The organism is Pseudomonas shirazensis (assembly GCF_014268785.2).
Classification (GTDB): domain Bacteria; phylum Pseudomonadota; class Gammaproteobacteria; order Pseudomonadales; family Pseudomonadaceae; genus Aquipseudomonas; species Aquipseudomonas shirazensis.
The window spans coordinates 1,494,904-1,513,441 of sequence record NZ_JABWRD020000001.1 but is presented as its reverse complement, the minus strand read 5'-3'; the positions used below and the strand labels follow the sequence as shown (position 1 = coordinate 1,513,441).

Here is an 18,538-nt window from a genome sequence, read left to right as displayed (position 1 = left end):
GCCCAAGCGATGAGACCCTTCTGGCTGCAACAAGCCCTGGATCAGGAGCAGGACACACTGTGCCCGCCGCTGAGCGCCGACATCCGCTGTGATGTTTGCATCGTCGGTGGTGGTTATACCGGCTTGTGGACGGCATTGATGATCAAGGAGCAGGCGCCGCAGCTGGAGGTGGTGCTGATCGAAGCCGATATCTGCGGCGCCGGGGCCAGTGGCCGCAACGGCGGTTGTGCGTTGTCCTGGTCGGCCAAGTACTTCACCCTCGAGCGCTTGTTCGGCGCGGCCGAAGCGGTGCGCCTGGTGCGCGAATCGGAGCGCAGTATTGCAGCCATCGGCGACTATTGCGCAGCCAACGGCATCTATTGCGACTACCGCATGGATGGCACCCTGTATACCGCCAGCAACGCCGCGCAACTGGGCGGCACCGATGCGGTGATTGCCGCCTTGGCGCGTCAGGGCATCAATTCTTTCGAGCGACTGGCGCTTGAGCAGGTGCAGCAGCGGGCGGGCTCTGCGCGCCATCTAGAAGGCTGGTTCTCGCCGGCAGCCGCTACAGTGCAGCCGGGCCGGCTGGTGCGTGGTTTGCGCCGCGTTGCGTTGCAGCGCGGGGTGCGCATATACGAAGGCACGGCCATGACCAGCCTTGAGCATGGCGCTCCGGTACAGGTGCGCACTGCTCATGCAACGGTCCGTGCTGATCGAGTGGTGCTGGGCCTCAATGCCTGGATGGCGCGGGCGTTCCAGCAGTTCGAGCGCAGCGTGGCGATCGTCTCCAGCGATATGGTGATCACCGAGCCGTGCCCTGAGCTGCTCGATAAAATCGGCCTGGACAGCGGCATCAGCGTGCTCGACTCGCGCATCTTCGTGCATTACTACCACAACACCAGCGACGGCCGGCTGATGCTCGGCAAGGGCGGCAATACCTTTGCCTACGGCGGGCGCATGCTGCCGGTGTTTGACCAGCCTTCGCCGTACCAGCCGCTGCTGCGCCAGACGCTCAACGACTTCTTCCCGGCGCTGGCCGAGGTGCCGATTGCGGCGAGCTGGAACGGGCCGTCGGACCGTTCGGTAACCGGCTTGCCCTTCTTCGGGCGGTTGGACGGGCAGGGCAATGTCTTTTACGGCTTCGGCTATTCAGGCAGTGGCGTCGGCCCGTGTCATATGGGCGGGCAGATTCTCTCGTCGCTGGCCTTGGGGCTGGACAATCCCTGGACCCGATCAGGGCTGGTCAAAGGCCCGCTGGGGCAGTTTCCGCCGGAGCCGATCCGTTATCTGGGCTCGCTGCTGGTGCGCGATGCGATCCGCCGCAAAGAGCGGGCAGAAGACCGCGGCATGCGGCCACGGCGGCTGGACGTGCGCCTGGCCAGGTATGCCGCAGCCGCCGGCAAAGCCGACAAAGGCTGATATTGATCAAGCCTCAGTGCCGGCTGGCGGTGCAGGCGCGAGATTTTTTGCCGAGGGCCGTATAAACTGCTGCCACTTTGGCCGGTCGCTTCCTGAACCGGCCCGCTGAAACGTAGAGAGTCGACATGGGCGCACAGTGGAAAGCCAAGCACAGAGAAACCGCAGCCAATGCCAAAGGCAAGATCATGGGCAAGCTGGCCAAGGAAATTCAGATCGCTGCCAAATCCGGCGCCGACCCTGACTCCAACTCGCGTCTGCGTCTGGCGATAGAACAGGCCAAAAAGGCCTCGATGACCCGCGAGACACTCGAACGGGCGATCCGCAAAGGCGCAGGCCTGGATGGCGACGCGGTGCAGTACACCGCCGTCAGCTACGAAGGCTTCGCGCCGCATCAGGTGCCGCTGATCGTCGAGTGCCTGACCGACAACGTCAACCGCACCGTCGCCCAGATCCGCGTGCTGTTCCGCAAGGGCCAGTTGGGCGCCAGCGGTTCGGTCGCCTGGGACTTCAACCATGTTGGCCTGATTGAAGCCACCCCGGACAGCGCTGACGCCGATCCGGAAATGGCTGCCATCGAGGCCGGCGCGCAGGACTTCGAAGAAGGTGAAGAGGAGGGCGCGACCCTGTTCATCACCGACACGACCGACGTCGACGCTGTACAGAAGGCGTTGCCAGCGCAGGGCTTTACCGTGATTTCGGCAAAAATCGGCTACACCCCGAAAAACCCGGTAAGTGCTGCCAGCCTCAGTGCCGAGGCACTGGCTGAAGTTGAAGCGTTCCTCGAAGCGATCAACGACAACGATGACGTGCAGAACGTCTACGTCGGCCTGACTGACTGATCAGTGCATGGGGGCCGCACTGCGGCCCTTTCGCGGCGCAACGCTGCTTTTGTGTGGTACGTCATGCATCCTGTCTTCGCTTCGCTCAGTCTCTCCCATCTTCGGACCCTCGATTGCCTGCTTGAGCTGAAAAACCTCAGCCATGCCGGTGCGCGCCTGGGCGTCAGCCAGTCGGCCTTGAGCCGCCAGTTGGCCAGCTTGCGCGAGGCGTTCGATGATCCATTGCTGGTCCGTCAGGGCCGTGGTTACGTGCTCAGCGAGCATGCCGAGGCGCTGGTCGAGCCGCTGCGCCAGGTGCTCGAAGCCTTGCAAGCGCTGCGCGAGCCGGCTGTGTTCGACCCAGCGAGGTGCGAGCGGCGCTTTTGTCTGGCCGCGTCGGATTACGTTGCCGAGCATATGTTGCCGTTGCTGGTGGCGGCGCTTGAAGTTGAGGCACCAGGGGTGTCGCTGGATTTTCGTACCTGGCAGGCAGGGCAGTATGCGCAACTCGCCAGCGGTGAGATCGACCTGGCCACGACACTGTTCGACGAGTCGCCGGCCAACCTTCATGGCCGCCTGCTCGGCGAAGACCGCGCCGTATGCCTGATGCGCGCTGATCACCCACTGACCGCCCGTGAGCTTTTGAGTCAGGATGATTATCTGGCCTTCAAGCATGTGCGCATCAGTGGCGGCGGTGACAAGGACAGCTTCATTGATCGCCATCTGCGGGCACAGGGTTTGCAGCGCCGGATCAGCCTGGAGCTGCCGTTCTTTTCGGCTACCGTACAGGTGGTTGGCAACAGCCAGGCGCTGGTGACGGTGCCGGAGCACATTGCTCGGCAGCTGGCCCGGTTGCACGGCCTGGCCTGGCGGCCATTGGCCTTTGTCGAGCACAGCCAGCGCTACTGGGTGGTCTGGCATCAGCGCTTGCAGGCGTCGGCCGAGCACCGCTGGCTGCGCAACCGGGTCTATGAAGTGTGGCGCCAATCGCAGTTCGGCGTGTACGGCGGGCATGCGCCTTCGCCATAGTACCTATGCACCAGGCGGGGTTATTGCGCGACGGCCACGCGCCTAGACTGGGCGGCAGCAACAGCAGCCGATTCTCAGCCCGCAAGGAGCCCGCGCGTGACCCCCGAACAATTTCGCCAACACGGCCACCAACTGATCGACCTGATTGCCGACTATCGCCAGACCATCGCCGAGCGCCCGGTCATGGCGCAGGTCGAGCCCGGCTATTTGAAAGCCGCCTTGCCTGTAGCTGCGCCGCATCAAGGCGAGCCCTTCGAAGCCATCCTCGACGATTTCAACAAGCTGGTCATGCCCGGCCTGTCGCACTGGCAGCATCCAGACTTCTATGGCTACTTCCCCTCCAACGGCACCCTGTCGTCAGTTTTGGGCGACTTTCTCAGTACCGGCCTGGGCGTGCTCGGCTTGTCCTGGCAATCCAGTCCGGCCCTGAGCGAGCTGGAAGAAACCACCCTCGACTGGCTGCGACAATTGCTGGGTTTGTCTACCCAATGGAGCGGGGTGATCCAGGACACTGCATCGACCAGCACCCTGGTGGCGTTGATCTGCGCGCGCGAGCGCGCCAGTGACTTTGCCCTGACCCGTGGTGGTTTGCAGGGCCAGCCCAAGCCGCTGATCGTATATGCCAGCGCCCACGCCCACAGCTCGGTGGACAAAGCGGCTTTGCTGGCAGGGTTCGGTCGCGAGAACATCCGCCTGATCGCCACCGACGAGCAATTCGCCATGCAACCAGCGGCGTTGCAGGCGGCCATCGAGGCTGACCTGGCGGCGGGTAATCAACCGTGCGCGATAGTCGCCACCACCGGCACCACGACCACCACTGCGCTGGACCCGCTGGCAGCGATCGGCGCTATCAGCCAGGCGCACCAACTATGGCTGCATGTCGACTCGGCCATGGCTGGCTCGGCGATGATCCTGCCTGAGTGTCGCTGGATGTGGGACGGTATCGAGCTGGCCGACTCGGTCGTGGTCAACGCGCACAAGTGGCTGGGGGTGGCCTTCGATTGCTCGATTTACTACGTGCGCGACCCGCAGCACCTGATTCGGGTGATGAGTACCAACCCGAGTTACTTGCAGTCGGCGGTCGACGGCGAGGTGAAGAACCTGCGTGACTGGGGCATTCCGCTGGGGCGGCGCTTCCGTGCGCTGAAGCTATGGCTGATGCTGCGCAGCGAAGGGGTGGAGGCCTTGCAGCAGCGCTTGCGCCGCGATCTGGACAACGCTCGCTGGCTGGCCGCTCAGGTCGAGGCCGCAGAAGATTGGCAGGTACTGGCCCCGGTGCAGTTGCAGACGTTGTGTATTCGTCATTGCCCGGACGGGCTGGAAGGTGCGGCGCTGGATGCCCATACCCGGGCCTGGGCCGATCGACTCAATGGTTCGGGGTTGGCGTACGTCACGCCGGCAACGCTGGAAGGGCAGTGGATGGTGCGGGTATCGGTAGGGGCGCTGCCCACCGAGCGTGAGCATGTCGAACGCTTGTGGGCCAACTTGCAGGCGGTGGTCAGCGCTTGAAACGGCTGGGGCTGCATGCAGCCCCAGGCAGTTTTTACTGAGTTGCAGCAGTGTTGAGGCTGCCTTTGCGGGTAGCTTCGTAGGTATCTTTGTCCATCGGTTTGGCGTTCGGGTTGCCGAGGTCTTCCATCGCCAGACGGTGCGTCTCGGGAGCCACGTAGGCAGCCAGGGCGCAGATGCAGGTGATGAAGAACGCCGAGCCACCTACCACCAGCCAGATGTTTTCCGAGCCTGGCGGCGCGATGGCAGCGAATACCGCTGGCAGCATGGCAGTGAACATGGTGCCGATGTTCTGCGCGATAGCCATGGCCGAGACGCGGTAGCGAGTATTGAACAGCTCCGGGAAGAAGCTTGGGAATACCGCGTTGTAACCTTGGTAGACCATGCCCCACATCAGGATCGATGCGCAGAAGGCCAGCGGCACGTTCTGAATGCTGATCGCATACAGGTAACCGAAGGCCAGCAGGCCCGAGCCCAGGCAGCCGGCAATCATGGTTGGACGACGGCCGATCTTGTCAGACAGGTTGCCAACGAACGGGATCACCAGCACTGCCACGATGTTGCCGACTACCGGGATCCACAGGTACACGCTCTTGTCGAAGCCGATGCCGTAAGCCGGCTGCACCGCATAGGCTGCACCGAACACGGTGGCAACGACTGGAATCACGTTCATCAGGGCCATGAACATAACCAGGACCATGTGCTTCCAGCTGTACTTGAACGCTTCCTTTACTGGCGAGCGGGCGATCTTGTCCTGCTTCTCTTCCTTGACGAAGGCCGGGGTCTCGTGGACTTCCCTACGGATGATGAAACCGGCTACCAGGACGAATGCGCTGAGCAGGAACGGAATGCGCCAGCCCCACTCGTTGAAAGCTTCGCTTGGCATGAAGTAGGCCAGTGGCAGGAACACCGCCGCAGCCAGTACCTGACCTGCCTGAACCCCTTGCAGGGTGAAGCTGGCGAAGTAACCTCGGCGTCCGAACGGCGCATGCTCCATGATCATCGAGCTGGCACCGGAGATCTCACCGGCGACCGCAAAGCCCTGAACCAGGCGCAGCAGCACAAGAATGATCGGGGCAATGATGCCAATGTCATGGTAGGTCGGCAGCAGGCCAACGGCCATGGTCGAGATACCCATGAGGAACATGCACAGCAGCAGAACGTTTTTGCGGCCGCGGGTATCACCCCAGTGACCGAGGACAACGGCACCCACCGGACGGGCCAGGTAACCGACACCGTAAGTCGCCAGCGAGGCGATGATGGCCATTTTCGGGTCCATCGACGGGAAGAAGATCTGCGGGAAGATCAGTGCTGCGGCTTGGGCGTAGATGAAAAAGTCGTAGTACTCGAGGGCCGAGCCTATCCACCCACTGGCGGTCGCTTTCTTGGCTTGAGAGCTGGAGTGAGCCATTGTTGTCTCCGTTGTTCTTGTTATTGAACTTATTATGTCGTGACGCTGGGCTTGTCGGTACAGGGTCCGCTGAACGTTCGCAGGGCAGTGAGGAGTTCGAATGGTCTGTAACTGGATTCATGGTTGCCCAGGCTCGAGCACCGAATCAATTCGCCAAATTCGCTTTTGTTCGGTAATCGAACAAAAACTAACTGTTTCGTACAAAAGTCATTGATGGCAGGACTTTACCCGCGAATAATCGATTCTGCCAAGCACCTGCAAGGGTTTTTCGGCTGACGCTTCTCAAATAACAAGGAACTCCAGCATGCAGCGTTCGATTGCCACCGTGTCCTTGAGCGGCACTCTGCCAGAAAAACTCGAAGCCATCGCCGCAGCCGGCTTTGACGGCGTCGAGATTTTCGAAAATGACCTGCTCTATTACGCCGGCAGCCCACGCGAGATCCGCCAGATGTGCGCCGATCTGGGCATCGCCATCACCCTGTTCCAGCCATTTCGTGACTTCGAAGGCTGCCGCCGCGACCGTCTGCAGAAAAACCTCGACCGCGCCGAGCGCAAGTTCGACCTGATGCAGGAGCTGGGAACGGATTTGGTGCTGGTGTGCAGCAACGTGCAGGCGGACGCGCTGAGCGATGAGCAGATCCTGGTCGACGACCTGCGCCTGCTGGCCGAACATGCTGGTGCCCGCGGCCTGCGCATTGGCTACGAAGCCTTGGCCTGGGGCCGTCACGTCAATACCTACCAGCAGGTCTGGAACCTGGTACGCCAGGCCGATCACCCGGCGCTGGGGGTGATCCTCGACAGCTTCCACACCCTGTCGCTCAAGGGCGACCCTAGTGCAATCCGGCAGATTCCGGGCGACAAGATTTTCTTCGTGCAAATGGCTGATGCGCCGATCCTGGCCATGGACGTGCTGGAGTGGAGTCGCCACTTCCGCTGCTTCCCGGGGCAGGGCGAAATGGACCTGGCCGGTTTCCTCGCGCCGATTCTGCAGACCGGTTACCGCGGGCCGTTGTCGCTGGAGATCTTCAACGATGGCTTCCGCGCTGCACCTACCCGGCAGAACGCTGCCGATGGCCTGCGTTCGCTGTTGTACCTGGAAGAAAAAACTCGCCTGCAATTGCAGCGAGAGGCCCAGCCGATCGAGCCTGAGGTACTGTTTGACCCGGCGCCAGCCAGTACCTATGACGGCGTCGAGTTCCTTGAGTTTGCCGTCGATGAAGCGGTAGGGGCGCGTCTGAGTGGTTGGCTCAAGCGCCTGGGCTTTGTCGAGGCGGGTGCACACCGCAGCAAGGGTGTCCGGCTGCTGCGCCAAGGCGATATCAACATCGTGCTCAACGCTGAGCCCTATTCATTCGCGCACAACTTCTTCGAAGCCCATGGCCCTTCGTTGTGCGCCACCGCACTGCGGGTCAAGGACGGCCAGGCTGCCTTGCAGCGTGCCACCGCCTACCGTGGCCAGCCATTCCGTGGCCTGGTCGGGCCCAACGAGCGCGAGATCCCGGCCGTGCGTGCGCCGGATGGCAGCCTGATCTACCTGGTCGAGCAGGCCGGTGCCGGCCATACCATCTACGATAGCGACTTCCGTCTGGATGGCTCCAGCGGCGCCAGTGGTGGCCTGCAACGCATCGACCACATGGCCCTGGCCCTGCCGGCCGAATCGCTGGACAGCTGGGTGCTGTTCTACAAGAGCCTGTTCGACTTCGAGGCCGACGACGAGGTGGTCTTGCCCGACCCCTACGGCCTGGTCAAGAGCCGTGCCTTGCGCAGCCAGTGTGGCACCCTGCGCTTGCCGCTGAATATCTCGGAGAACCGCAACACTGCGATTGCCCACGCGTTGTCCAGCTATCGTGGCTCGGGCGTCCACCACATCGCCTTTGACTGTGCCGACATCTTCAGTGAAGTGGCGCGGGCAAAAAACGCCGGTGTGCCGCTGCTGGAAATCCCCCTGAACTACTACGACGACCTCGCTGCGCGGTTTGATTTCGACGACGAGTTCCTCAGTGAGCTGGCCTACTACAACGTGCTGTACGACCGTGACGCCCAAGGTGGCGAGCTGTTCCACGTGTACACCGAACCGTTCGAAGAGCGTTTCTTCTTCGAAATCATCCAGCGCAAGGGTGGGTATGCCGGTTACGGCGCAGCCAACGTCGCGGTTCGCCTGGCGGCCATGGCCAAGGCCCGCAGCGGGGCAGCACGCAAACCAGTGTTGTAAGGCAAGCGCCGGCCCAGCGGCCGGCGCACCTGTCACAAAACCTGACCAATGCGACCATCTGCGCGCTTCCCTGCGTCGCAGCAGTCACGGATAATCCCTCCAATTCCAATAATTAGCCTGTGAGTGGGTATGAGTGATTCCGTAGTCAGCCTCGGCGAGCCCGCCCTGGAAGGGGCGCGCAAATCGCGCAAGAACAACCCGGAGAAGACCCGCGAGGACATCCTCCAGGCCGCCATTGGCGAGTTCGTTCAGCAAGGCCTGGCCGGCGCCCGCGTCGACGCCATCGCCGAGCGTACTGCCACCTCCAAGCGCATGATCTATTACTACTTCGGCAGCAAGGAGCAGCTCTACGTCGAGTGCCTGGTCAAGCTCTATGGCGACATTCGCAAGACCGAGCGCAGCCTTGATCTGGAGACCTTGCCGCCAGAGCAGGCCATCCGCCGGCTGGTGGAGTTCACCTTCGACCACCACGACCACAACGTCGACTTCGTACGTATCGTCTCGACTGAAAACATCCACTATGGCGAATACGTCAAGCAATCACCGGTCATCCGCGAGATGAGCAGCGTGGTGCTGGAGACACTGGGTCACACGCTCGAACGCGGCGTTGCCGAGGGCGTGTTCCGCGAGGGTATCGAAGTCATCGACCTGCACATGCTGATGAGCTCGTTCTGCTTCTACCGGGTCTCCAACCGGCACACCTTCAGCGAGATCTTCCAGATCGACATGACCGATGACCAGGTCAAGCAGCGCCACAAACAGATGATCGGCGACGTCGTGCTGCGCTATATCCGTGCCTGAACCGGACTATTCGCCCAGGCGTTGCTCGCGCGACGGCGGATAGCCAAAGTAGGCTGCATAGCACTTGCTGAAGTGCGACACCGAGACAAACCCACAGGCGACGGCGACTTCCATCACCGACAGGTCCGAGTACTGCAGCAGGCGCCGGCTCTTGGTGATGCGCAGCTCCATGTAGTAGCGCCGCGGCGAGGTGCCCAGTTGCGCCTGGAACAGGCGGTCGATCTGGCGCCGCGAGCGGTCACTGTAAGCGGCCAGCTGGTCCAGGCTGAGGGTCTCTTCGAGGTTGTTTTCCATCAGTTCGACAATGGTGCGCAGGTGCAGGCTCATGGATTTTTTCGCGCCAGGTCCAACCTGGCGATAGCGCGCCCCGGAGAACGATAGAATCTCCTCGACGCCTTCGGCCAGGGCGTCACCGTACAAGCGCCGTACCAGCCCAAGCATCAATTCCATCGCGCCATTGGGGCTGGCTGCTGTCAGTCGATCACGGTCAAGGGTAAAGCTTGCCGGGGTGATCCGCGTTTGCGGGCTGCGCTCGGCCAGGCTGGCACGCTGTTCGGGGTGAACGCTGCAGCCATAGTCACTCAAAACTCCGGCCCGCCCGAGAAACCACGCACCGTTCCACAGTCCGCCCAAGGCCAGGCCATGATGGTTGCAATCCTGCAGTAGCCGATCCAGCGCCGGGTACTTGAGTGGAGTACGCAAACCGCCGCAGATGATCAACAGATCAGCCTGTTTGAGGGTTGCCGGATCCAGATCGGTGGCGATCAGCTCAAGGCCCAGGTCGCTTTGCACGCGTTCGCCATCCAGCGACAGCGGGGTGAAGCCGAAGCTGTCGGCGCGCAGCAGGTTGGCCGTGACCAGGACGTCCATGGCCACGGTGAAACTGGCCATCGAGAAGTGTTCGAGCAAGACGAAATCGACCTGGTAGGGCTTCTGCACACTGGCATCTGCGGACTTGGTCCGGAACATGTTGCTGGTGCTGGTCTTCTTGCTGAATTGACGAGGTGTGGCCACTGCCGGCTCCGCTTCCTGGCTGACGCGGTGAGTGTGCTGCCGGCGCCGGGCAAAGACAACAGAGGCGGCGCTGGGGTGGTAGTTGAGGTCGTTATTGGCGACATGCTCTATGCTGGCGGGCCGTCAATCCGAGTAATCCAGATGAAACTCGCCGCCGCCCTGTTACTTGCCTGCCTGCCGCTCGTGGCCAATGCCGTTGCAGTTGGCGATCAACTCGCGCCCTGGACCCTGCAGGATCAGCATGACCAGAGCTACACTCTGGATGGCGACACGCGCATTCTGCTTGTGGCCCGCGACATGGACGGCGCCAAGCTGGTCAAGGCGGCCATCGCCGAGCAGCCCAAGGGGTATCTGGAGGCGCGGCAGGCAGTGTTCGTCGCGGATATCCAGCGTATGCCATCTATAATCAGCAAGCTGTTCGCCATTCCAGCCATGCGTGACTACAGCTACCGGGTCATGCTTGATCGTCAAGGTGAAGTCGCCAGCCGTTACCCTGGGCAGGAAGGCCAGGTGCTCTGGTTGCAACTGGACCACAGTCGCGTGGTAGCACAACAGCAGTTCAGCGATGCCAAGGCGCTGCAAAGTGCGCTGGATCAGGTGACGAAGCCCTGAGACGGGCTGAATCGGAATGAACCCTTGCGCCCTCTGCGGGACCAAAGCATTACATGCTCACGGGAGGACGCTTATGGAAATCGGAACGATCTGGATCATTGTCGCCGCTGTGGTCATCGCCCTGGAAATCTGGGCGATCTGGAACATCATCGGTAGTGAACGGCGAGCGGAGCGAAAAATGCTCTGGATCGTCTTTGTCGTCTACGCGCCAGTGCCTGGGCTGTTGTTCTGGATGTGGCGCGGCCCGCGGGCAGTCAAAGGCCGTCATGTGCTGGAAGAAAAATAATCCTCTTGACCTCGGGTTAACCTGAGGTTTGATACTCGGTCGTTCTTTCACTCGATGGAGCGACCGCATGTCCCACGTTTTCCAATTGACCAATCCCGACAGCCTTTATGACCCCAGCGCCAATGCTTATTCGCATGTTGCTCAGGTCCGCTCCGACAGTTGCCTGCTGTATGTAGCCGGGCAGGGCGGCGAAGACGCTCAGGGCAACCTTTCAGCACTGTTTGCTGAACAGGCGGCCCAGGCGTTGCTCAACCTGCAGCTGGCGCTGGCTTCCAAAGGTGCCGGTCTGGGCGATGTATTCAAACTCACCTTGCTTATCGTTGATCACAGCGAAGAGCGTCTGCGCCAATGGGTGCAGGCGGCAGATCAGGCTTGGGGCGCGCACATGAAGCCAACCTGCACGCTGATCCCGGTGCCACGTCTGGCGCTTGATGGGATGCTGATAGAGGTTGACGCAGTCGCTGCCATCGCAGGGCATGGCGCATGCGACCGCTAGGCTCTGAGCTGTCCTGCAGCCTGATGATCAAGACCACTGCAGAAGGGGTCGAGACGCCCGAGCAGATGGAACTGCTGCGCGCCGAGGGTTGCTCGCATTTCCAGAGGTTCTTGTATGGACGGCCGGTGCCGGCCAGCGAGCGCTTGATTACACTGCGCCAGATCGACGGCGCTCGGCCCGCTGCAACCAAGTTGTGACAGCTGTCTTTTAGCTGTGAGTCAGGCCTGCGTGGAGTCTGCAGGCCCGATCATCTGCACGACCTTGTCGCGCAACTGATCGATACTGAACGGCTTGCCGATCGAGTGCATGCCTTCCGGCACGCTCAAGCTGTCGGCATAGCCACTGGCAAACAGCACGGGTAGCAGCGGGCGAATTTCCCGTGCTTTACCCGCCAGATCCTGACCGCTCATATCGGGCAAGCCGACGTCGGTCATAAGCAGGTCCAAGGGCGTTGCAGGGTCATTGAGGATAGCCAGGGCACTGGTGGCGTCTGCTGCTTCGATCACCTTATAGCCAAGATCCTCGAGCACTTCGACCATCAGCATACGTACGATGCCGTCGTCTTCGACTACTAGAAGGGGGTGCATGTCGGGGTCCTGTACCAGATAAGTGTCTCTACTCTGTGCCCGTATCAGGCCCAGAAGTTCCCAATATAACGTTCACTGCAATCAGATGGAACGATTGGCGCATCCCGTTCTCAAATACTGGCTAAATGCCCCTGCCATAAATGGCAAAGCTGGTTAGACTTCGCTGTCAGACCCGCCAGTGGGACACTGCAGCAGCATCTTGCAGGTGCCGGCACCTCGGTATTCAACAGTTAATTCGCTCGGGCGTTATCAGATGATTCAAGCAGCTTCTATGGACCAGCAGAGCTTTCGCAAGCTGTTAAGCCGCAACGTCGGCTTGCCACTTGGCGTGGGCCTGCTTGGTGCCGTGGCGTTTGTCGCGGTAATCAGCTACCTGCTCTCGGCCATGCAATGGGTCGAACACACCGACCGCGTGATTGGCAATGCCAACGAAACGCTGAAACTGTCGATCGACATGGAAACCGGCATGCGCGGGTTTCTGATCACCGGTGACGAGCGCTTCCTGGACCCTTACGAGGTGGCCAAGCCGCGTATATTCGCAAGCCTGGACAGCTTGCGCGAGCTGGTGGCAGACAACCCGGCGCAGGTCGACCGGATTGATCGGCTGAGCGCGCTGCAGCATGCCTGGAACGATTTTGGCCAGGAGATGATCACCCTGCGCCGGACTCAAGGCGGATTCCAGCAGGCGATCACCAACGGTCGCGGCAAGCGTATCACCGACGAGGTGCGCAAAGAGTTTGACGACTTCATCGGCAACGAACAGCAACTGCGCCAGGTCCGTAACCAGACCGTCAACACGGTTACCGTCACGGCGATTACCACCTTCGTACTGTTTATCGTCGCGCTCAGCGGCCTGCTGGCGTATCTGGGACGCCGCGATTTGCTGGCGTTGTCGGACAGCTACGTAGGTAACATGCAGGCGCAGCAGCGCGCCAATGAACGCCTTGAACACAATGCCTGGCTGCGTAATGGCCAGACCCAGCTGGCCGAGCAAGTGCTGGGGCAGTTGACCCTGCCGATGCTGGGCGACAATATCCTGCAGTTTTTTGCGACGTACCTGGGCAGTGTGGTTGGCGCGTTGTATGTGCGTAACGAGCACGGCAGCCTGGTCCGTGTCGCCAGTTACGGCCTGAGCGCCGAGGAGCAACTGCGTACGCAGGCGCTGGGCGTCGACGAGGGCTTGGTGTCGGAAGCAGTGCGCCAGTCGCGCGTGGTGCGCCTCGATCAGCTGCCAGAAGATTACTTCCGCCTCAGCTCGGGTCTGGGCAGCGGCTTGCCGCGCAGCGCACTGTTGATGCCGACTCGCGACAATGGCCAGATCAATGGCGTCGTCGAACTTGGTTTCCTGCGCCCGCTGAGCGAGCGTGACCAGGAGATGGTCGAGCGCGTTGCCGAAAACCTTGGCATGTCGATCGAAAGCGCCCGCTACCGTCAGCGCCTGCAAGAGGTGCTGGCCGAAACCCAGCAGCTCAACGAAGAACTGCAGGTGCAACAGGAAGAGCTCAAGACTGCCAACGAGGAGCTGGAAGAACAGTCCCGCGTGCTGAAGGAATCGCAAGCGCACCTTGAGACGCAGCAGGCCGAGCTTGAACAGACCAACGAGAGCTTGTCCGAGCGCACCGAGGCACTCGATCGCAAGAACAGCGAGCTTAATGAAGCCCAGCAGGAGCTGCAGGCCCGCGCCGAAGACTTGCAGCGCTCGAGCAAGTACAAATCCGAATTCCTCGCCAACATGTCCCACGAGCTGCGCACGCCGCTGAACAGCTCGCTGATCCTGGCCAAGCTACTCGCCGAAAACGGCGAGGGTAACCTCACCGTCGAACAGGTCAAGTTCGCCGATTCGATCTATTCGGCTGGCAACGATCTGCTCAACCTGATCAATGACATTCTCGACATCGCCAAGGTCGAGGCGGGCAAGCTTGAAGTGCGCCCCGAGACGACCCAGGTCGAGCGCCTGGTCGAAGGCCTGCGCAGCATGTTCGTGCCGCTGGCCAAAGACAAAGGCCTGGACTTCCAGGTCGTGCTCGAGCACCCGCTGCCGGCGACGCTGTTCACCGACCGCCAGCGCCTGGAACAGATTCTCAAGAACCTGCTTTCGAATGCGATCAAGTTCACCGAGCGTGGCCAGGTCAGCATGACCATCAGCAAGCAGGCCGGCGTCGGCCTGGTGTTTGCCGTGCGCGACAGTGGTATCGGCATTGCGCCGGATCAACAGCAGGCGATTTTCGGCGCCTTCCATCAGGTCGACGGCACCAGCAATCGCCGCTACGGTGGAACCGGGCTGGGCCTGTCGATTTCGCGCGACCTGGCCCATCTGCTCGGTGGCCAGATCAGCCTCGACAGCAGCCCCGGCCAAGGCAGCGTGTTCAGCCTGATCATGCCCGAGCGCTATGAGTCGGATGAGCCGGTCGAGGTGCAGACCCTGCGCCCAGCTGTCGATCAGTTGCCGGCCGCGCCGCAGGTACCAGCAGCAGTACCGCTGCCGCGCCACGCGTTTGCCGATGACCGCGAGCTGGCGCCGTTCAGCAAGCGCTGCATTCTGGTGATCGAGGACGAGCCGAACTTCGCCCGTATTCTCTTCGACCTGGCCCATGAACTGGGTTACAACTGCCTGGCCGCGCAGAGCGCTGACGAGGGCTTCCAGCTGGCGGCGCAGTACCTGCCGGATGCGGTCCTGCTCGACATGCGCCTGCCTGACCATTCCGGCCTGACCGTGCTGCAGAGGCTCAAGGAACAGGCCAGCACGCGCCATATTCCTGTGCATATCATCTCGGTCGAAGACCGTGTCGAAGCGGCCATGCACATGGGCGCGGTCGGTTACGCGGTCAAGCCGACCAGTCGCGAAGAGCTCAAAGAGGTGTTCGGCCTGCTCGAGGCCAAGCTGACCCAGAAGCTCAAACGCATCCTGCTGGTTGAAGACGACGACCTGCAGCGCGAGAGCATTGCCCGCCTGATCGGGGACGACGATATCGAAATCACGGCGGTGGCGTTGGCACAGGATGCACTCGAGCTGCTGCGCGAGAACATCTATGACTGTATGATCATCGACCTCAAACTGCCCGACATGCTCGGCAACGAGCTGCTCAAACGAATGACGGCCGAAGATATCCGCGCGTTTCCGCCGGTCATCGTCTATACCGGGCGCAACCTCACCCGCGAAGAAGAAACCGAACTGCTCAAGTACTCGCGCTCGATCATCATCAAGGGCGCGCGCTCGCCGGAGCGTCTGCTCGATGAAGTGACGTTGTTCCTGCACAAGGTCGAGGCGCAGTTGTCCAACGAGCGTCAGCGCATGCTGAAGACGGCGCGCAGCCGTGACAAAGTGTTCGAGGGCCGCAAGATCCTTCTGGTCGATGACGACGTGCGCAACATCTTCGCCCTGACCAGCGCCCTGGAACACAAGGGCGCCATCGTCGAGATCGGCCGCAATGGACGCGAAGCGCTGGAGCAGCTGGAGCTTCACGACGACATCGACCTGGTGCTGATGGACGTGATGATGCCGGAAATGGACGGCTACGAGGCTACTCGCTTGATTCGCCAGCAAGCGCGCTGGCGCAAACTGCCGATCATTGCCGTGACCGCCAAGGCGATGAAAGACGACCAGCAGCGCTGTCTGCAGGCTGGGGCCAATGATTATCTGGCCAAGCCGATTGATCTGGACCGGCTGTTCTCACTGATCCGCGTCTGGCTGCCGCAACTGGAGCGAATTTGACTAGCGAGCGCAACACCGACATCGAGATCCGATTGCTGATCGAGGCGATCTATCTCAAGTACAGCTACGACTTCCGCGATTATTCCGGGGCGTCGATCAAGCGCCGCATCCTGCACGCGCTGCGTCAGTTCGACTGCCGTACGGTGTCGGCGCTGCAGGAGCGGGTGCTGCATGACCCGGGCATGTTCATGCAGTTGCTGCAGTACCTGACGATCCCGGTCAGCGAGATGTTTCGCGACCCTGGGCATTTTCTTGCACTGCGCGAAGAAGTCGTGCCGTTGTTGCGCACCTGGCCGTCGCTGAAGATCTGGATCGCTGGTTGCAGCACCGGTGAAGAGGTGTACTCGATGGCCATCCTCCTGCGCGAGGAAGGCCTGCTCGAGCGCACTATCATCTACGCCACCGATATCAACCCGCATTCGCTGGAGAAAGCCAAGCAGGGCATCTATTCGATGCAGAACATGCAGGGCTATGAAGAAAACTATCGCAAGGCCGGTGGCCGCCGGGACTTCAGCGAGTACTACACCAGCGCCTACGGCAACGCAATCATGGACAGCAGCCTGCGCGACAACGTGACCTTTGCCGACCACAGCCTGGCCACCGACAGTGTGTTCTCTGAAACCCAGTTGGTGTCGTGCCGCAACGTGCTGATCTACTTCAACAAGAGTTTGCAGGACCGCGCCTTTGGCCTGTTCCACGAGTCGCTGTGCCACCGCGGCTTTCTGGTGCTGGGCAGCAAGGAGTCGGTGGATTTTTCTGCTTACAGCGAGCAGTTCGAGCCCTTGGTCAAACCTGAACGGATCTTCCGTAAATCATGACAGGCTTCGATGCGGTAGTGATCGGCGCTTCGGCGGGTGGCGTCGCAGCCCTGTTCACCGTGCTCGGCAGCCTGCCGCAGGGCTTCGCCGTGCCGGTGCTGTGTGTGCTGCATCTGCCGGATGACCGCCACAGCCAGCTTGCTGAAGTGTTGCAGCGCAAGGTGCAGCGACCCGTGCTGGAGGCGCGTGACAAGGCGTTGATCGAGCCTGGGCTGATCTACGTGGCCGGGCCGGCCTATCATTTGTCGGTCGAGCAGGATTTCAGCCTGTCGCTGAGCCAGGAGGAGCCGGTGCATTTCTCTCGCCCGGCGATTGATTTTCTGTTTACCTCGGCAGCCGATGCCTATCGCCAGCGGCTGCTTGGTGTGCTCCTGACCGGTGCCAATGAAGACGGCGCGCGCGGGCTCGCCTACATCAAAAAATGCGGAGGCCGGACAGTGGTTCAGGACCCGCAGGACGCACAAGTCGCGCTGATGCCGGAGGCCGCCTTGGCCCTGCACAGCCCTGACTACATACTTACTCTGAGCGGCATCGGGCAATTGCTCGGCAGCCTGGAAACCAGCGCATGTTAAGCCAGATTACCGCCAAACTGCTGATCGTCGACGATCTGCCAGAGAACCTGCTGGCCCTCGCCGCGCTGATCCATGGCGAAGACCGTGAAGTGCACCAGGCGCAGTCTGCCGAAGACGCGTTGGGGCTGTTGCTTGAACACGAATTTGCCTTGGCCATTCTGGACGTGCAGATGCCCGGCATGAACGGCTTCGAGCTGGCGGAGTTGATGCGCGGCACGGAAAAAACCAAGCACATCCCGATCGTCTTCGTCAGCGCCGCCGGGCGCGAGATGAACTACGCGTTCAAGGGCTACGAAAGTGGCGCCGTCGACTTTTTGCACAAACCCCTCGACACCATGGCGGTGAAGAGCAAGGTGTCGGTGTTTGTCGATCTGTACCGCCAGCGCAAGGTGCTCGACCGCCAGCTGCAGGACCTGGAGCGCAGCCGTCAGGAGCAGGAAGTGTTGCTCGGTCAGTTACAGGTGGCGCGGGGCGAGCTGGAGCGCGCGGTGCGCATGCGCGACGACTTCATGTCGATCGTGTCCCATGAAGTGCGCACGCCGCTGAACGGGCTGATTCTGGAAACCCAGCTGCGCAAGATGCACCTGTCGCGAGGCAACCTGGCTGCATTCAGCGAAGACAAGCTGCAGGCAATGGTCGAGCGCGACGAGCGGCAGATCAACAGCCTGATCAGGCTGATCGAGGACATGCTCGACGTATCGCGCATCCGCACCGGTAAATTGTCGCTGCGGCCGCGCCAGTTCGACCTGGCGCAGCTGGTCAGCGGCCTGGTGGAGAACTTCGAAGCGCAGGCGCTGGCCTCCAACACCCACATCGAGCTGCAACGCTGCGATACAGTTGAGGGTGAGTGGGATGAGTTTCGAATTGAACAGGTGGTAGCCAACCTGTTGTCCAATGCATTGCGTTACGGTCAGCGGCAACCGGTGCAGGTACGGGTGTTCGAGCAGGCCGGGATGGCCTGGGTGCAGGTGCAGGACCACGGTATCGGCGTTAGCGCCGCCAACCAGCAGCGGATCTTCCAGCAGTTCGAGCGTGTTGCAGCAGAGCAGGCCATCGGAGGCCTGGGCTTGGGTCTGTATATCTCCGAGCAGATTGTCAGGGCCCATGGTGGGCAGATCCAGATCGACAGCGAGGTAGGCCAAGGCGCGACATTCAGCGTGCTGCTGCCACTGACGGCGCTGTCACAACAAACCGACCAGGCGCAGGCAACCTCTGCTTAAGCCCGGGGTCAGATGGCCAACTTGCTGAATTCCAAGGCGT

General features: G+C 61.4%; 16 protein-coding genes and 1 pseudogene. 14 read left to right on the top strand and 3 right to left on the bottom strand.

Annotated features, from left to right (window positions below):
- The first annotated feature begins 9 nt into the window (after positions 1–9).
- The 4 genes from HU736_RS06625 to HU736_RS06610 all read left to right on the top strand — a co-directional run bounded on the left by HU736_RS06625 (position 10) and on the right by HU736_RS06610 (position 4,757).
- Positions 10–1,401 (top strand): FAD-dependent oxidoreductase, encoded by a 1,392-nt coding sequence (locus tag HU736_RS06625; RefSeq protein ID WP_186699242.1) that lies wholly within the window; start codon positions 10–12, stop codon positions 1,399–1,401.
- A gap of 125 nt (positions 1,402–1,526) precedes the next feature.
- The gene (locus tag HU736_RS06620) at positions 1,527–2,240 is read left to right on the top strand and encodes a YebC/PmpR family DNA-binding transcriptional regulator (protein ID WP_103437761.1); all 714 of its coding nucleotides are present in this window, start codon (positions 1,527–1,529) and stop codon (positions 2,238–2,240) included.
- A gap of 63 nt (positions 2,241–2,303) precedes the next feature.
- Complete coding sequence (locus HU736_RS06615; protein WP_186699244.1) at positions 2,304–3,248, top strand: LysR family transcriptional regulator; 945 nt, start codon at positions 2,304–2,306, stop codon at positions 3,246–3,248.
- A 96-nt stretch (positions 3,249–3,344) separates the two neighbouring features.
- The gene (locus HU736_RS06610; RefSeq protein ID WP_186699247.1) at positions 3,345–4,757 is read left to right on the top strand and encodes a DOPA decarboxylase; all 1,413 of its coding nucleotides are present in this window, start codon (positions 3,345–3,347) and stop codon (positions 4,755–4,757) included.
- A 34-nt stretch (positions 4,758–4,791) separates the two neighbouring features.
- Here HU736_RS06610 and HU736_RS06605 read toward each other — a convergent pair whose 3' ends face one another.
- The gene (locus HU736_RS06605) at positions 4,792–6,168 is read right to left on the bottom strand and encodes an MFS transporter (protein ID WP_186699249.1); all 1,377 of its coding nucleotides are present in this window, start codon (positions 6,166–6,168) and stop codon (positions 4,792–4,794) included.
- Positions 6,169–6,472: 304 nt separating this feature from the next.
- Between HU736_RS06605 and quiC the strand changes: the two genes are divergently transcribed.
- Together quiC and HU736_RS06595 are read left to right on the top strand one after the other, a co-directional pair.
- Positions 6,473–8,380 (top strand): 3-dehydroshikimate dehydratase QuiC, encoded by a 1,908-nt coding sequence (quiC, locus tag HU736_RS06600; protein ID WP_186699251.1) that lies wholly within the window; start codon positions 6,473–6,475, stop codon positions 8,378–8,380.
- A gap of 129 nt (positions 8,381–8,509) precedes the next feature.
- Complete coding sequence (locus HU736_RS06595) at positions 8,510–9,181, top strand: TetR/AcrR family transcriptional regulator (protein WP_101320329.1); 672 nt, start codon at positions 8,510–8,512, stop codon at positions 9,179–9,181.
- Between the two features lie 6 nt (positions 9,182–9,187).
- Here HU736_RS06595 and HU736_RS06590 read toward each other — a convergent pair whose 3' ends face one another.
- On the bottom strand, positions 9,188–10,195 hold the full coding sequence (locus tag HU736_RS06590) for a GlxA family transcriptional regulator (protein ID WP_103437756.1): 1,008 nt from the start codon (positions 10,193–10,195) through the stop codon (positions 9,188–9,190).
- 141 nt (positions 10,196–10,336) lie between these two features.
- Between HU736_RS06590 and HU736_RS06585 the strand changes: the two genes are divergently transcribed.
- The 4 genes and pseudogenes from HU736_RS06585 to HU736_RS06570 form a co-directional block, all read left to right on the top strand.
- The gene (locus tag HU736_RS06585) at positions 10,337–10,807 is read left to right on the top strand and encodes an FAD/FMN-containing dehydrogenase (protein WP_186699253.1); all 471 of its coding nucleotides are present in this window, start codon (positions 10,337–10,339) and stop codon (positions 10,805–10,807) included.
- A gap of 73 nt (positions 10,808–10,880) precedes the next feature.
- Positions 10,881–11,093: a PLDc N-terminal domain-containing protein gene (locus tag HU736_RS06580; RefSeq protein WP_101320321.1), complete on the top strand. Its 213-nt coding sequence runs from the start codon at positions 10,881–10,883 to the stop codon at positions 11,091–11,093.
- Positions 11,094–11,160: 67 nt separating this feature from the next.
- Positions 11,161–11,589 carry a RidA family protein gene (locus tag HU736_RS06575; RefSeq protein ID WP_186699255.1) on the top strand — a complete coding sequence of 143 codons (429 nt, stop codon included), beginning with the start codon at positions 11,161–11,163 and terminating at the stop codon, positions 11,587–11,589.
- 2 nt (positions 11,590–11,591) lie between these two features.
- Positions 11,592–11,786: pseudogene (locus HU736_RS06570) on the top strand (hypothetical protein); the annotation flags it as partial.
- Between the two features lie 21 nt (positions 11,787–11,807).
- Here the strand turns inward: HU736_RS06570 and HU736_RS06565 are convergent.
- Complete coding sequence (locus HU736_RS06565) at positions 11,808–12,176, bottom strand: response regulator (protein WP_103437753.1); 369 nt, start codon at positions 12,174–12,176, stop codon at positions 11,808–11,810.
- Between the two features lie 253 nt (positions 12,177–12,429).
- On the opposite strand from HU736_RS06565, the gene HU736_RS06560 reads away from it, so the two are divergent.
- From HU736_RS06560 to HU736_RS06545, 4 genes are read left to right on the top strand one after another with little or no spacing between them, the layout of a single operon-like run.
- Positions 12,430–15,888, top strand: a complete 3,459-nt coding sequence (locus tag HU736_RS06560) for a response regulator (RefSeq protein WP_186699259.1) — start codon at positions 12,430–12,432, stop codon at positions 15,886–15,888.
- Positions 15,885–16,706, top strand: coding sequence for a CheR family methyltransferase (locus HU736_RS06555; RefSeq protein WP_103437751.1), 822 nt, complete (start codon positions 15,885–15,887; stop codon positions 16,704–16,706). The genes HU736_RS06560 and HU736_RS06555 overlap by 4 nt, the downstream gene beginning before the upstream one ends.
- Complete coding sequence (locus tag HU736_RS06550) at positions 16,703–17,278, top strand: chemotaxis protein CheB (RefSeq protein ID WP_186699261.1); 576 nt, start codon at positions 16,703–16,705, stop codon at positions 17,276–17,278. Before HU736_RS06555 ends, HU736_RS06550 begins: the two co-directional genes overlap by 4 nt.
- Positions 17,272–18,498: a hybrid sensor histidine kinase/response regulator gene (locus HU736_RS06545; RefSeq protein ID WP_186699263.1), complete on the top strand. Its 1,227-nt coding sequence runs from the start codon at positions 17,272–17,274 to the stop codon at positions 18,496–18,498. Before HU736_RS06550 ends, HU736_RS06545 begins: the two co-directional genes overlap by 7 nt.
- Positions 18,499–18,538 lie beyond the last annotated feature (40 nt).